Annotated in this window: 13 protein-coding genes; 5 read left to right on the top strand and 8 right to left on the bottom strand. The window is 64.5% G+C overall.

Features of this window, described 5'->3' with window-relative positions; genetic code table 11:
- The first annotated feature begins 7 nt into the window (after positions 1-7).
- Both C8C93_RS10675 and ispF read left to right on the top strand, forming a co-directional pair.
- A complete protein-coding gene (locus tag C8C93_RS10675) occupies positions 8-922 on the top strand; it encodes a 2-C-methyl-D-erythritol 4-phosphate cytidylyltransferase (protein WP_121506876.1) in 915 nt (304 codons plus the stop codon).
- Positions 923-1,032: 110 nt separating this feature from the next.
- Positions 1,033-1,512 (top strand): 2-C-methyl-D-erythritol 2,4-cyclodiphosphate synthase, encoded by a 480-nt coding sequence (gene ispF / locus C8C93_RS10670; protein ID WP_055393645.1) that lies wholly within the window; start codon positions 1,033-1,035, stop codon positions 1,510-1,512.
- A gap of 214 nt (positions 1,513-1,726) precedes the next feature.
- Here the strand turns inward: ispF and C8C93_RS10665 are convergent, their stop codons facing one another.
- Together C8C93_RS10665 and C8C93_RS10660 are read right to left on the bottom strand one after the other, a co-directional pair.
- Complete coding sequence (locus C8C93_RS10665) at positions 1,727-2,722, bottom strand: tripartite tricarboxylate transporter substrate binding protein (protein WP_233559333.1); 996 nt, start codon at positions 2,720-2,722, stop codon at positions 1,727-1,729.
- Between the two features lie 14 nt (positions 2,723-2,736).
- On the bottom strand, positions 2,737-3,777 hold the full coding sequence (locus C8C93_RS10660) for a porin (RefSeq protein ID WP_233559331.1): 1,041 nt from the start codon (positions 3,775-3,777) through the stop codon (positions 2,737-2,739).
- Between the two features lie 210 nt (positions 3,778-3,987).
- Between C8C93_RS10660 and C8C93_RS10655 the strand changes: the two genes are divergently transcribed.
- Positions 3,988-5,337 (top strand): adenylosuccinate lyase family protein, encoded by a 1,350-nt coding sequence (locus tag C8C93_RS10655; RefSeq protein WP_233559329.1) that lies wholly within the window; start codon positions 3,988-3,990, stop codon positions 5,335-5,337.
- On the opposite strand, the gene C8C93_RS10650 is transcribed toward C8C93_RS10655, so the two are convergent.
- The 4 genes from C8C93_RS10650 to C8C93_RS10630 form a co-directional block, all read right to left on the bottom strand.
- Complete coding sequence (locus tag C8C93_RS10650) at positions 5,338-6,492, bottom strand: GntR family transcriptional regulator (protein ID WP_121506872.1); 1,155 nt, start codon at positions 6,490-6,492, stop codon at positions 5,338-5,340.
- 86 nt (positions 6,493-6,578) lie between these two features.
- Positions 6,579-7,559, bottom strand: coding sequence for a LacI family DNA-binding transcriptional regulator (locus C8C93_RS10645; protein WP_121508742.1), 981 nt, complete (start codon positions 7,557-7,559; stop codon positions 6,579-6,581).
- Between the two features lie 169 nt (positions 7,560-7,728).
- Complete coding sequence (locus tag C8C93_RS10640; RefSeq protein ID WP_055393637.1) at positions 7,729-7,980, bottom strand: hypothetical protein; 252 nt, start codon at positions 7,978-7,980, stop codon at positions 7,729-7,731.
- A 541-nt stretch (positions 7,981-8,521) separates the two neighbouring features.
- The gene (locus C8C93_RS10630) at positions 8,522-9,076 is read right to left on the bottom strand and encodes a hypothetical protein (RefSeq protein WP_147433763.1); all 555 of its coding nucleotides are present in this window, start codon (positions 9,074-9,076) and stop codon (positions 8,522-8,524) included.
- Between the two features lie 363 nt (positions 9,077-9,439).
- On the opposite strand from C8C93_RS10630, the gene C8C93_RS10625 reads away from it, so the two are divergent.
- On the top strand, positions 9,440-10,414 hold the full coding sequence (locus C8C93_RS10625; RefSeq protein WP_121506869.1) for a tripartite tricarboxylate transporter substrate binding protein: 975 nt from the start codon (positions 9,440-9,442) through the stop codon (positions 10,412-10,414).
- Between the two features lie 50 nt (positions 10,415-10,464).
- Positions 10,465-11,817: a glucarate dehydratase gene (gene gudD / locus C8C93_RS10620; RefSeq protein ID WP_121506868.1), complete on the top strand. Its 1,353-nt coding sequence runs from the start codon at positions 10,465-10,467 to the stop codon at positions 11,815-11,817.
- A gap of 103 nt (positions 11,818-11,920) precedes the next feature.
- Here gudD and C8C93_RS10615 read toward each other — a convergent pair whose 3' ends face one another.
- The gene (locus tag C8C93_RS10615) at positions 11,921-13,462 is read right to left on the bottom strand and encodes an ATP-binding protein (protein WP_233559328.1); all 1,542 of its coding nucleotides are present in this window, start codon (positions 13,460-13,462) and stop codon (positions 11,921-11,923) included.
- 19 nt (positions 13,463-13,481) lie between these two features.
- Positions 13,482-14,213, bottom strand: a complete 732-nt coding sequence (ompR, locus tag C8C93_RS10610) for a two-component system response regulator OmpR (protein WP_010460834.1) — start codon at positions 14,211-14,213, stop codon at positions 13,482-13,484.
- Positions 14,214-14,413 lie beyond the last annotated feature (200 nt).

The following is a 14,413-nucleotide window of genomic DNA, read 5'->3' as shown; positions in this document are numbered from 1 at the left end:
GCGCTTCATGATTGCTCCCTTGCTCCAACCCCCGCTCGCCCCTTTGTCTGCCCATGGGCGATTCTGGGCGCTGGTGCCCTGTGCCGGAATGGGCTTGCGGGCTGTTGCGGCGGGCGCTGCTGCCCCCGCGTCCGCCTCCGGCAATGCTGCGCCATCGACCTCGACCGTGGCTGCGTTTTCGGATGTGGGCGTTGCTGTGCCTCTGCCCACAGCCCCTTTGCCCAAGCAGTACCACCTGGTGGCGGGCCAACCGATGGTGCTGCACACGCTGGCGGCCTTTGCCGGTGTGGGGCGGCTGCTGGGCACCCTGGTCGCGGTGGCCCCCGGGGACCGGTTTTTGGACACGCATGCGCACCCCACCTTTTTTGTGGTGGAGTGTGGCGGCCCTACGCGGGCCGATACGGTGCTGGGCGGCCTCAAGGCGCTGCTGGAACGGGGCGCGCAGCCGGATGACTGGGTGCTGGTGCACGATGCCGCGCGTTGCCTGGTCACGTCCGAGCAGATCGACTCCCTCATCGACCAGTGCGCTGGCGACAGTGTCGGGGGCCTGCTGGCGCACAAGCTGGCCGACACGCTCAAGACCTCCATCGACGGCCCGGGCGGCGTGCGTGTGGCCTCCACGGTGGATCGCAGCGACAAGTGGCTGGCCCAGACGCCGCAGATGTTTCGCATCGGCCCCCTCATGGATGCCATCGACAAGGTGGGTTCCAACGTGACCGACGAGGCCAGCGCCATGGAGGCCATGGGCCTGCACCCGCGCCTGGTGCCGGGTGGGGCGCAGAACTTCAAGGTCACCTACCCGGACGATTTTGCGCTGGCGGCGGCTGTACTGGCTGCGCGTGCGCACGGCACGACGCTGGAGCGTTTTGGGGGCGACCGTGGCCAGGTGACCACCGCACCGGGCAAAAAGAATCTGTTCTAGAACCGTTTCCTTCAGTGCTTTAACCCCGGCCTCACGGCGCCGTGGATGAGTGCGGCGGGGGGCGCAAGGCAATACAACGCCGCAAGGCACGCAACAACAAAGGCAAGCGGATGAATTTCAGGATTGGTGAAGGTTGGGACGTGCACGCCCTGGTGCCCGGTCGTCGGCTGGTGATTGGTGGCGTGGACATTGCCCACCCCACGGGGCTGCTGGGCCACTCGGACGCCGATGTGCTGCTGCACGCCATCACCGATGCGCTGCTGGGCGCAGCTGCCCTGGGCGACATTGGCAGCCATTTCCCCGACACCGACGCTGCCTTTCGCGGTGCCGACTCCGGTGTGTTGCTGGCCGAAGCAGCGCGGCGCGTGCGTGCGGCGGGCTATGAGATCGGCAACATCGACAGCACCGTGATCGCGCAAGCTCCGCGACTGGCTGCGCACATTCCCGGCATGCGCGCCGCCATTGCACGGGCCGTGGGCATCGCTGAGGGGCAAGTCAATGTGAAAGCCAAGACGGCCGAGCGCCTGGGGCCCGTGGGGCAGGGACTGGCGATGGAGGCTCGGGCGGCGGCGCTGATCTATGCGTCCTGAATTTTTGCGCTGACCGGGCCGGGCGGCATTGTCTGTTCGCAGCCTGCGCGGCATCCCCCGTCCGGGGGGATGCCTGTCTTGCCCACGCTGCGAGGAGTGCGGGGCCTGAACCACCAGGAGAGGGCCACACACTTCGCAATCCGGTATCCAGAGCAAAAAAGAGCGTTGGGGGCCGCGCTGCGCCCCATGGTTCTGCCACGCTTGCCGCGCGACTTCACTCCATCGTGATCTGGGATGTCGTCACGATATCGCGGTACAGCTTCGCCTGCGGTTTGATGAATGTCTTGAATTCAGGTCCGTTCAAGGGGGCGACCGTAATGCCTGCTTCCTGCAGCTTCTGCCGCAGCTCGGACTGCGCAAGCGCTTCCTGCAGTGCCTTGTCGGCGGCGTTCACAGTCGCGGCGGGCGTGCCCGCCTTCATGAAGAGGCCTTGCCACAATGGCAGAGCCATGCCGGAGAAACCCTCCTCCTCTCCAATGCGCTTGACGTCAGGCAGCTGCTGCACCCGTGCGGTGTCGGAGACCGACAGCGCCCTGATCTTGCCGTCCTTGAGAAATGGCATGGCCGTGGAGAGCACCAACATGGCGCTGTCCACCTGTCCGCCGACCAGGTCGTTGGTGATGTGGGTGCCACCTCGGTAGGGTACGTGCAGCATGGACACCTTCGCCTGCTTGTTGATCAGCGCGCCGTACAGGTGCTGCATCGTCCCGATGCCCGGCGTGGCGAAGTTGATGCTGTCCTTGCCACCCTTGCGCAGCGCGGCGACAAGATCTTGCAGGTTGGCGTAGGGAGACGCCTTGCGCACGGCAAAGATCATCGGGACGGTGGTCATGCGCCCCACCGGAACGAAGTCATTCTCCCAGTCGAGCTTGACCTTGGGGTTGACCATGGGCACGACCACTGTGTCGGTGCCTCCCATGTAGATCAGACTGCCATCGGCCGGGCCGTTGAGCACCCGCTGTGCGGCCAGCATGCCGCTGGCGCCCGCCACGTTCTCGATGATGACGGTACGGCCTAGGCGCTTGCCCAGCTCGGTCGCAACAATGCGCGCGACAAGATCTGCGCTTCCGCCAGCGGAATAGCCCACGATCAGTGAGATGGGTTTGGTATTTCCGCTGTCGCTCTGCGCCTGCGCGGTGTGCGTGATAAGAGTGCCCGTGCTCAGAACTGTCATCGCGGCGGCCTGACGGAGGAGTTGTCTGCGTTGCATATGGTGACTCCTGTTCAGAACGTGTGCTTCACGCCAAAGTCGATGGCTGTGGTGCGTGTGAGGCCGTAGCGCTTGGCGGTGCCGAGGTTGGTGTAGAGCAATGTGCGTTTGCTCAGGTCGTACTGAAGACCAGCGCCGATCATCTGCGAATCGAGTTGGGTGGCGGGTTTCAGGTGCCCAACCATGAGGTAGGTACGACCAAAACTCAGCGGCACCATGGCCGACACGCTGTAGGCCGTGGCATCGCCATTGACCCCGCCTTTGGCGCGGCTGTAGCTGGCCTTGGTGTGAACCATGCCGAAGTCGTACCCGCCTGCCACCAGAGCCAGGTGGGTGCTGGAGTCAAGCCGATCGAACGCAGCGCCCACCCATACAGGCCCGTTCTTGTACTGCAGGTTGCCCGAGGTGGCGTTGCTGCGCACTCCTTCGCCAAAAGCGCCTGCAATCTCCATGCTCACGCCAGAGATCACGGGCGATTTGTAGCCTACGGCGTTTGCCCAACGGATGTTGGATGCTTCTGCGGGAGCCGCCACTGGCGTGTAGTTGGCATAGGTGTAGGCAGAGCCCAACTGGCTCACGTAGCTCCAATAGGTGGGGTCTGCGTTGAGAGCCACTGTGTAGGCAGCCGAGTATTCGCGCCCCGCATACACCTCGCCCCACTGCTTGCTGCCTACTGCCACCACCGAGCGGCCCAGCCAGTAGATGCTGGGATTGCTTGGCGCGCCCGTGTCAGCGGCAAAGCGGTGCTCGATCTGAAAGCGCGAGTAGAGACCGCCGCCCATGTCCTCGCGGCCCATGAACCCCAGGCGCGACGTGTTGCCGGCCTTCATGGTCCAGACCCGCGGCGCCACGCCGCGCCCGGGTAGCAGGGCGCCGGGGGTTGTGCCCCCATTGGCACGGGCCAGGCCCTGGTCGACGATGCCATAAATGGTCAGCGAGGACTGGGCCTGCGCTGTACCGCAGGCCCCGAGGCTGGCCAAGGCGACGCACACAAGTGCGGAGTAGGGCGCTGAAGAGGTTGGGCAAGCCGTGCTTGCCAGGAAATGCCGTGTCATGGATTTGTCTCCGTGGATTGTGGTTTGGCGGTTGCATGTGAATTGTATGTATTGAATTTTCTTAATGCAATACAATGCAATCAGTGGGTGGTCGCAAATTCGCTGGCACTTGGCGTTTGGAATGCGGCTTGCCCTCGATGGACAACGCAATACAACACAATCTACGGATATACCCGTAGTTGTATGGATGGAGCACACATGGCGATCGGTATGTTCGAATCTTTCATCACGGGTCACTGGTTCAGTGCACCTGCCAAGGCCATCTGGAGCGATTCGGCCACTCTGCAGGCCTGGCTGGACGTGGAGGCGGCCTTGGCCCACGCCCAGGCCGGGCTGGGCGTGATACCTGCCGAAGTGGCACCGGTGATCGCTGCCCATGCTCGGGCAGAACTGTTCGACCTGCCGCATTTGGCAAAGGCCATCGCTTTCGCACAACACCCGCTGGTGCCAGTGCTCCACCGGTTCGAGGAGCTGTGCGGTGAGCCTGCGGCTGGCTTCATCCACTGGGGCGCGACCACGCAGAACATCTTCGACACGGCCAGCGCACTGCAGATGGTGCGAACCCACAGGCTGCTGGCAGGGCACCTGGATGCCGCCATAGCAGCATTGGCCGCGCTGGCGTTGGAGCACCAGGCCACGCCCATGGCAGGTCGCACGCATGGCCAGCACGCGTTACCGATGACCCTGGGCTTCAAGCTCGCGGGCTGGGTCGATGAACTGGACCGTGGCCGCCGTCGCCTTGCCGAGCGGCTTGCCTCCTCGTTTCCAGCCAGCATGGGGGGCGCCATCGGCACCTTTGCTGCCACCGGGCCGCTCGGGCCCGCAGTGCAGGCGCTGATGGCGCAGCAACTGGGCCTGCTGTCGGCCGACATGCCGCTGCGGTCGTCCTATGACCGGGCCAGCGACTATCTGGCCGCACTGGGCCTCCTGGCGGGCACGGCACAGAAGATCGCGCAGGACGTGGTCTTCCTGCAGCGCACCGAGGTCGGTGAAGTGGCGGAAGCCTTTCACATCGGGAAGGTGGGCAGTTCCACCATGGCGCAAAAGCGCAACCCTTCCTTGGCACTGCTGCTGGTCAGTCTGGCGCGCATGCTGCGTACGCGCACCCAGGCCGCGCTGGAGACCATGGTGCGCATGGACGAGGGTGACTCATCGGCCACCAACGTGGCCGATACGCTGCTGCCCGAGATCGCCATCATCGCCACCTCGGTGGCCGAGACGCTGGCGCGGCTGGCGCAAGGCCTGGCGGTCAACCCGCAGGCAATGTCCCGCAACCTCGCAATGACGCGGGGGTTGATCGCCTCTGAGGCTGTGATGATGCGGCTCACCCGCCTTATGGGCCGGCATGAGGCGCATCGCCTGCTCTACGCGGCGGCGCAGCGCTCGCAGTCTGAGGGCGTGCCTTTCATCGACGCGATCCGCGCACAGCCGCCGTTCAATGGCGGTGCCTTGCCGGATGACTTGCTGCAGGCGCTGGATGCACAAGCCTATGTCGGCGAATCGGCGCGGCTCGTGGTGGACACCGTGGCGCGCGTGGCACCCGGCTGCGTGGAGCCATAGCTACCGCGCAGGGGCTGCTACCGATGTGCCCGCACGGTGCGTGACCGGCGTCAGGTGCACGCCGTAGGGTGTCCCTGCGTCAGCCCAGCGCGCCGTGATGGCGCGGTGCAGGGCATCGACCTGGTCAGCCACGCTGCAACCGATCACCTCGAAAAAGTCCGCATGTTCGCTGGCCAGGTCCGTGCGGCCGAGCAATACCACGCTCAGCTGCGCGGGCACCGAAATCCCGCTGTGGGCCAGCAGGCGCTGGAAGAGGGCGCCATCCTCGATGCCCCAGGCCACCAGGGCTGTAAAGGGCAAAGCGCTCGCGCTGTCGGCGCCCTTCGCGCGGACCTGGATCTGTTCCACCAGTCGGGCGGTGTAGTCCTCGTGCGGCAGCATGTCCAGCGTGATTTCCTGCAGCACCACATCGGACAGCGTCGCTTGCAAATACTTAAAGCGCCGACGCCCGAGCTGAGTGGCCAGAAAGGGGTGCGAGGTGCATGCGTAGGCAATGCGCCGGTGGCCTTGCTCCATCAGCAGGGCAATGGCGGCTGCCAGCGGCTCGCCCCACTCGGTGCCCACGGCCTCGACGTCGGCACCCACCAGCGCCGCCCCGTCCACGGCCAGCACGTCGCACTTGTCGCGCAGAGCCGCCAGAAGGGCGATGGGAATGGCCTTGAAGGTGGATTGCACCACGCAGGCATCGAAGCGCGGCAGGCCCTTGAGCACCGTGAGCGCATGGTCCGGGTCGTTGTACGACAGCTCCAGCACCCGGTGCCCGTCGGCCGCCAGGCGGTGCTGCAGACTTTCGATCAGCACGCGCCCGCGCGCAATGCTGATGGAGCGGCGCAGCAGCAGCACCGATTTCACAGTGGAGGTGACTGCCGCAGGGGCTTTGGGATGCGGGCTTTTGCTGGGTAAGGGACTCGTTTCAGTCGTCGTCACAGGTTGCGAACCTGCGCCCAGGAAGTAGGTGCCCCGACCCACCTGGGCATCAATCAGCCCCTTTTCCTTGAGGCCTTGGAAAGCCCGCTGAACCAGCATTTGCGATGCGCCAAAGCGCTTCATCAATTCGCGGATGGTGGGGAGTCGGTCGCCCGGGCGGGCTTCGTGGGCGAGTTGTTCCAGGAATTGCTCGAGATCTGGCGAGGGGCTGCTGCGCATGGTGTTCATACAATACACCACAAATTGAACGGTATTGGCCTGTAGAGGTATGCCCGTGCGTCCGGCCCGGATCTCTGGTGGTGCCGGGCTACCCGCTATGCGCTCTCGCGCTCCATGATCGAAAAGCCGATATCCACCACCGGCTCCGCCACGGTCTTTCCCTCCGCGCGGTCGGCAATGAAGCCTGCCGCCGTCTGGCCCATGCGCGTGCCATCGATGCGCACGGTCGTGAGGCTGGGGATCACGGTCTGGGCGAACTCAATGTCTCCGAAACCGACGACGGCCAACTGGTCGGGGACCGCCATGGCGCGCGCCCGCGCCTCGGTGAGGACCCCCAAGGCCAGCATGTCGGAGCTGCAGAACACGGCATCGATGTCTGGCTGGGCGGCCAGCAAGGCCGCCAGACCCGCACGCCCTTCGGTGTGGGAGGTGGGTGATTTCTCCAACTGCAGGGCGGGCTCGCGCAAGCCCAGTCGGCCCGCTTCGGCATAGAAGCCTTTTCGCCGCCGCGCGGCGCGCTCATCGTCGCCGCTGAGCAGCGCCAGCCGGCACCGACCTTTGGCATGCAGGTGCTTGCACACGGCGGCGCCCAGTTGTTCGTGCGACAGCCCGACCAGCATGTCGATGGGGTTGGGGGTGAAGTCCCAGGTCTCCACCACAGGGATGCCAGAGGCCTGCAGCAGCCGCCGCCCTTCGGGCGAATGCATGATGCCAGTGAGCACAATGCCGTCGGGCCTGCGGCCCACGATGGCGCGCAGCAGCTCGTCTTCGCGCGAATGTGCATAGCCCACCTGGCCCAGCATCACCTGGTACCCGCGCAACTCCAGCGCGTCGGTGAGCGATTGGACCATCTCGCCGAACAGCTGCCCCGTGGTGGTGGGCACGAGGGCCGTGACCAGGTGGCTGCGCGCCGAGCGCAGGCCCCCCGCAATGAGGTTGGGCACATAGCCCAAGCTGGAGATGGCCGCCTGCACCCGGGTGCGTGTGGGCTCGGACACCTGGCCGGGCGTATTGATGGCGCGAGAGACGGTGATCATCGACACCCCCGCCTGCTCGGCCACTTCGCGCAAGGTCACCACCGGTCGGTTGCGAATAGGTTCCGGTGTCTCTGGCAGGGTACTTGGGGGAGGGCGCGGCATCCGCCGAGTCTATCCACGAAGCGATGATTCCTCAGGACGGGCGCCTCGCTGTTGGTGAGAAACCGCCCAGCAGTCCATCCTGTGGGCGCCCGGCGAACCAGTCCTGCTAGATGGCGTACACGTTGATAACGATAGCCCCGGCAGCATGTCCAATCATTGACTGAAATTTGACCGAAATATCGGGCGTGCCAGCGCCGTTGCTCAACTTGTAGATTTCCTCTGTGCTGAATACCGGGATGCCAGGAACGAGCGTCACGTTGGTGAGGCGGTACTGGCCAGGTTGCAGGGTGTCGTAGTTGTTGGGGCTGTTTGCCAAAATGCCTGTCTGGCCAAAGCCGGTAGAGAGAGTGCTGGGCATGGTGCTTCCTTGAAAGTGAATAAGTAATGCGGAGACAGCAGTCAAATGCAATTGCATTGACTCTTGTGTACTGCAGGGCCTTTGAAAAAGAGGCCCTTGAGGATGACCTGCACAACTCCCTGCGGTCTGTGATGGCGCGGTCTCGGGCGGTCCACTGCATTGCTTTTCTTGTCAATAGCGCGGCTATTGGCAAGAAAAGACGCCTTGTGCCCCATCCCGATCCGCACTACCACCGCCTCGCAAGGGTTATGCAGGTCTTCCTCAACAGCACGACTTCAGAATATCGAGCGGGTTGGGTGTAAGCGATTACAGTCCATTACGCAGGCTGGAAATCCACGCGCGCGAGCGCAACCATCTGGACGGCGGCAAGCTGCGATGCTGTGTACACCCACCCGGGTGCGATGGGCCGCGAGCCTCTTTTTTTTTGCACAGTGGGCGCAGATGGCTTTGGCTGAGGGCCACAGGTTCAAAGAAGCGCGGTCCGCTGATACCGCTGCTACCGGTTCCGCCTTTTCGCTGATAAGCGAAGTAGGGCGTGTAGTTACCCAGCCTCAGGTAGATATGCCTTGAAAAGCTGCTCGTGCAAGGCTGCCGGGGAGGGCGTGACCTGCGGATTGCCGAGGTCATAGGGGTAGGCGGGCAGGGCGGTCAGCCCCAGGCGCAGAAACCATTGGCGGGTCTCGTCGAACGTTCCGCCGTAGCAACACTGGGTCAGGATGGCTCCCGCGATGTTCGCGGTTCCGCACACCGAGAACTGCGCTTCGTTGCTCAGTTGCACCACCACACTGTCGGCAATGGGTGTTGACGACGGCCCGCGCCAGTAGCCAAAGTAATTGCCTTCATCATCGGCCACCACAAAAGCAATATGGCGGCAGACCTCGGCGATGGCCCGAAGGTTCGCAGCAATCTCGGGGTCGGCCCGCTCGGCTTCGCTCAGGTCGCTGGTGTCCAACCAGGGGGCCCAGTCGGCCGCTGTGCCCATACAGACGCCGGTGCGGCGTTGCAGCTCTTCCTGGTGATGGAGAAGGACTGCAAGGTCCTGTGGCAGAGGCTCGCCCTGCAATCGGAGAAGAGAGAACTGTGTTTGGATGCTCATGGGCTGGTTAGGCGGGTGGATGCCTAGCGTAACGCAGACTGCAGGCCAAACGCTCCGGGGCTTCCAAGCGCTTTTCCCATCAATGGGTTGGTGGTCCTATAACTAAGGGTTTTCCATGGTCTTTGATGCGACTGTTAACGTTAACATTTGCCCATCCCGACATTCAGAATGCGCCTGTTAATAGGTGTTTGAGGCTTGAATCCGGGTTGATTGAATGAATAGCTGCTTGTATGACCTCTTGCTTTTGGTGAGTGGATGTTCACGTTGGTGCCAGCTCGTCGTCAACCTGGGCACACCCCGGTTCACTTTCCCCAACCAAGGCCCCGTAGAAGGCCCTTCCACAACTGTTCAGGAGACCTCCCCATGTTCAAGAAACTGCTGCTGATTGCCAGTACCTGCACCATCGCTCTGGCTGCATCGGCCCAGACCGCCGCCACCCCCTGGCCCGAAAAACCAGTCACCGTCGTCGTGCCTTTTCCGGCAGGGGGCTCCACCGACATGGTGGCCCGCGCCATGGCGCAGCACATGGGCGACAAGCTGGGCCAGAACTTCGTGGTGGACAACCGCCCCGGTGCCACGGGCACGCTGGGGGCCGGTGCGGTGAAGCGCGCCGCACCCGACGGCTACACGCTGCTGGTGTCGTCGCTCGGTGCGTTTGTGGTGGCGCCGCACTTGCTCAAAAGCGTGCCGTACGACGCCCTCAAGGACTTTGACTACATCACCGTGCCCGTGCAGGCACCCAACGTGCTGGTGGCTGCCCCCAATCAGAAGGCGCGCACCGTGCAAGAGGTGATTGCCCAGCTCAAGGCCAATCCTGGCAAGGTGAGCTTTGCAAGCTCGGGCAACGGCTCGTCGGACCACCTCTCGGCCGAGGTCTTTTGGCAGCAGAGCGGCACCGAAGGCCTGCACATCCCCTACAAGGGCGGAGCACCGGCCATCAACGACCTGCTGGGCGGGCAGGTGGAGTTCTCGTTCCAGAACGTGAACGCCGTGCTGCAGCACATCCGGGCGGGCAAGCTGCACGCGATTGCCGTCACCGGCGACAAGCGCAGCCCCGTGCTGCCCGACGTGCCCACCTTGGCCGAGGCTGGCGTGGCCGGTGCCGAGGTCTACTCGTGGCAAGGCATGGCCGCGCCCAAGGGCCTGCCCGCCGCCGTGAAGAAGAAGCTTTCGGACGCAGCCATCGCCGCCATGAACGACCCCGCCGTGAAGAAGCGCATGCTCGACCAGGGCCTGGAGATCGTGGCCAGCACGCCCGAAGCCTTCACTGCCTACCAGGCGCGCGAATTCGCGCGCTGGAAGACCGTCATCGAAACCCGAAAAATCACTGCCGATTGAGCCTTGTCACGGGGCGCCTTTGCCCGCCCCATCTTCGTTTCCAGACCACCATGACCACCTCCTCCATCCCTTCCGTCGCCAGTACCCCCGTTGTCACCGAGCTGCGCGTGGTGCCCGTGGCGGGCCACGACAGCATGCTCATGAACCTGAGCGGCGCACACGGCCCCTTCTTCACGCGCAACCTGATCATCCTGCGCGACAGCGCGGGCAACACCGGGGTGGGTGAGGTGCCCGGCGGTGAGAAGATTCGCCAGACCATCGAGGACGCGCGATCGCTGATCATGGGCCGCCCCATCGGGCACCACAACGCCGTGCTCAACGCCATGCGCGCGCAGTTTGCCGACCGCGATGCAGGCGGACGCGGCCTGCAAACCTTTGACCTGCGCATCACCATCCACGCCGTCACGGCCGTGGAGTCCGCCTTCCTGGACCTGCTGGGCCAGCACCTGGATGTGCCCGTGGCCGCGCTGCTGGGCGACGGCGTGCAGCGCGAGGCGGTGCAGATGCTGGGATACCTGTTCTACGTGGGCGACCGCGAAAAGACCGACCTGGCCTACCGCACCGAGCCCGGTGCCGACAACGACTGGTTCCGCCTGCGCAACGAGAAGGCGATGTCGGCCGACGGCATCGTGCGCCTGGCCGAGGCGGCGTACGAGCGCTATGGCTTTGCCGACTTCAAGCTCAAGGGCGGCGTGCTGCGCGGCGAGGAAGAGGTCGAGGCCATCCGCGCGCTGCATGAGCGCTTTCCCGAAGCGCGCGTCACGCTGGACCCCAATGGCGGCTGGTTGCTGAAAGATGCGATTCGCCTCACGCGTGATCTGCACGGCGTGATGGCCTATGCCGAAGACCCCTGCGGTGCCGAAGGCGTGTTTTCGGGCCGCGAGGTGATGGTGGAATTTCGCCGCGCCACGGGCTTGCCCACCGCCACCAACATGGTGGCCACCGACTGGCGCGAAATGGCGCACAGCCTGGCCCTGCAGTCGGTGGACATCCCGCTGGCCGACCCGCACTTCTGGACCATGGCCGGGTCGGTCCGCGTGGCGCAGATGTGCCAGGCCTTCGGCCTGACCTGGGGTTCGCACTCGAACAACCATTTCGACGTCTCGCTGGCCATGTTCACCCACGTGGGCGCCGCCGCCCCTGGCCGCGTGACGGCGATTGATACGCACTGGATCTGGCAGGACGGTGAGCGGCTGACGAAGGAACCGTTCCAGATCAAGGACGGCTTCATCCAGCTGCCCAAGAAGCCCGGCCTGGGCGTGGAGCTGGACATGGACGAGGTCGAGCGTGCCCACCGCCTGTACTTGCAGCATGGCCTGGGCGCACGCGACGACGCAGTTGCCATGCAGTTCCTGATCCCAGGCTGGAAGTTCAACAACAAGGCGCCCTGCATGGTGCGCTGAGGGCTCTTGCGGTCTGGTCGCCGCCACCTTCGGATGCCGAGAGGATGCGCCAAAAACAAAGCCCTCCAGGTGAGGGCTTTGTACATGGGGCAGTGCGGGGCGATCACGCCATCCGGTCTTCGGCGCGACGCCGCGGCAGCTGGCGTTTGACGGACGGGCGCTGCAGCCGCTGCTTGGGGTCTGCACCATCGGGCAGATCAGTGGCCCGCTGCAACTGCAGGTGGGCTACCAGGCCGCCGGTGCTGGAGTTGGCCAGTGCAAAGATGCCGCCCATGCGCTGCACGGTTTTGTCCACGATGGAGAGCCCCAGCCCCGCGCCTGCCGCTGCGGTGCGCGCAGAGTCACCGCGAAAGAAGGGCTTGGTCAGATTCGACAACTGCTCGGGTGGCACGCCGGGGCCATGGTCGCGCAGTTTGACCAGCACCCAGTTCTCACGGCCTTTGGCGGCAATGTCCACGTTGGTGATACCGGTGTCCTCGGCCTTGCCGTAGCGCCGCGCGTTTTCGAGCAGGTTGGAGATCACGCGGGCCAGTTCCACTTCGTCGGCCAGCACGTTGAGGTCTTCGGGCACGGACATCGTGATCTGCAGTTCGCGATGGTCTTGCACGGCATAGACGCAGGACGACACCACGGCATGCAGGTTGACCGGTGTCAGCGTGACATGGTCCGGCCGAGCGTAGTCGAGGAACTTGTCGATCGTGGCGTCGAGCTGCACGATGTCTGCCACCATGTGCTCGCGGGCCACTTCATCGGTCACGCTCATCTCGGTTTCCAGCCGCAGGCGCGCCAGCGGCGTGCGCAGGTCGTGCGAAATGCCCGCCAGCATCACAGCGCGGTCCTGCTCCAGCTTAGCAAGTTTTTGCGCCATGCGGTTGAAGCCGATGTTCACTTCGCGGATTTCGCTGGTCACCACTTCCTCGTCGAGGTGGCTCGCTGCGAAGTCGCCGTCCTTGACGCGGTTGGCCGCGTAGGAGAGTTGCTTGAGAGGCCGGTTGATCAGCCGCGCAATGGCCGCCGCACCGGCCAAGGACAACGCCCCTGCCGTGATCAGCCAGATCAGCCAGGTGCGGCCGCCCGCCGGGCTGAAGCGCGAGCGGTCCATCAGCAGCCAGTTGGGATCGCCATTGATGTTGAAGCCGACCCACAGGCCGGTTTCCCCATTCACGTTTTGCGCCACGATGGTGTCGGGCCCCAGGCGCTGGGTGAGTTCGTCGGTCAGGCGGTTGCCCAGGGCCGTGCCCTCCAGAAGCTCGAACTTGTCGCGCGGCTCGCGCGGCAGGATGCGCACGCCTTCCTGGTCGGCCATGGTCTTGATGAGCGACACACGAGCAATGGCGTCGGAATGCACCAGCGCCGCGCGGCTCAGGTTCACCAGCGATGCGATCTGCTGCGCGGTGTGCAGGGTGCGCGGCTCGAACTCCAGCGCCCGCAAGGTCTGCAGCCACGCCAGAATGCTCCCCACCAACAGCAGCGCCAGCAGGAAGAAAGTGCGCCAGAAGAGATTGAGGCCCACACGCGCCCGCTGCTCCCGGGCCTGTCGCAAGGACTCCAGGGGGGCGGGGCTGGTGGCGTCGGGGGAAGCGGTCACGGACTGCCGGACCGATGATGAAGATCTCGACCTCGAATTGCCGTCGGAATTGTGCATACAGGCAAGGAAAGAGGGGTCAGCTGGTTCCGTCCGGCACGAACACGTAGCCTACCCCCCACACGGTCTGGATGTAGCGCGGGGCGGCGGCATCCACCTCCACCAGCTTGCGCAGGCGCGACACCTGCACATCCAGGCTGCGGTCAAACGGCTCAAACTCGCGGCCACGGGCCAGCAGGGCCAGCTTTTCGCGCGAAAGGGGCTGGCGTGGGTGGCGCACCAGCGCCTTGAGCATGGCAAATTCGCCGGTGGTCAGGGGCAGTTCTTCGCCATTGCGCTGCAGTGCTCGGGTGCCCAGGTCGAAGGTAAAGGGACCAAAGGTCACGACCTCGTTGTCGCCCGAGGGGGCGCCAGGCGCTTCCTGTGCGGGGCGGCGGCGCAGCACAGCGTGGATGCGGGCCAACAGTTCGCGGGGGTTGAAGGGCTTGCCAAGGTAGTCGTCGGCGCCCACTTCCAGGCCCACGATGCGGTCCACGTCCTCGCCTTTGGCGGTGAGCATGATGATGGGGGTGCGGTCATTGGCGGCACGCAGGCGGCGGCAGATGGAAAGCCCGTCTTCGCCCGGCATCATCAGGTCGAGCACGATGATGTCCACGGTTTCGCGCAGCAGAAGGCGGTTAAGCGCCTTGCCGTCTTCGGCGACCATGACTTCAAAGCCTTCCTGCGTGAGGTAGCGGCGCAGCAGATCACGGATTCGTGCATCGTCGTCCACCACCAGAACTTTGTCGGTGCGATTGGTTGTTGTGGCCATCTTGATCCCAAGTCCAATTTGTAACAGAGCCGATTCTGACCACTTGGAACGCCGAAGTTCGGGTTTTGGGGCTGGGTTTGACCAACTGTTACAAGTTTTGCCCAGCTTCGCACGCGCGGTGGAGGGGCTTCATCGCAACGCATGGGCAGTGCGGTTAAGGTGGTGCCCCGCATGGCCCGGCCCCGGGCCGTGCACCGATA

The sequence above is a fragment of the Acidovorax sp. 93 genome, from assembly GCF_003633835.1.
Classification (GTDB): Bacteria; Pseudomonadota; Gammaproteobacteria; order Burkholderiales; family Burkholderiaceae_C; genus Acidovorax; species Acidovorax facilis.
The sequence above is the reverse complement of the archived record's forward strand: the minus strand, read 5'-3'. Positions and strand labels throughout refer to the sequence as shown.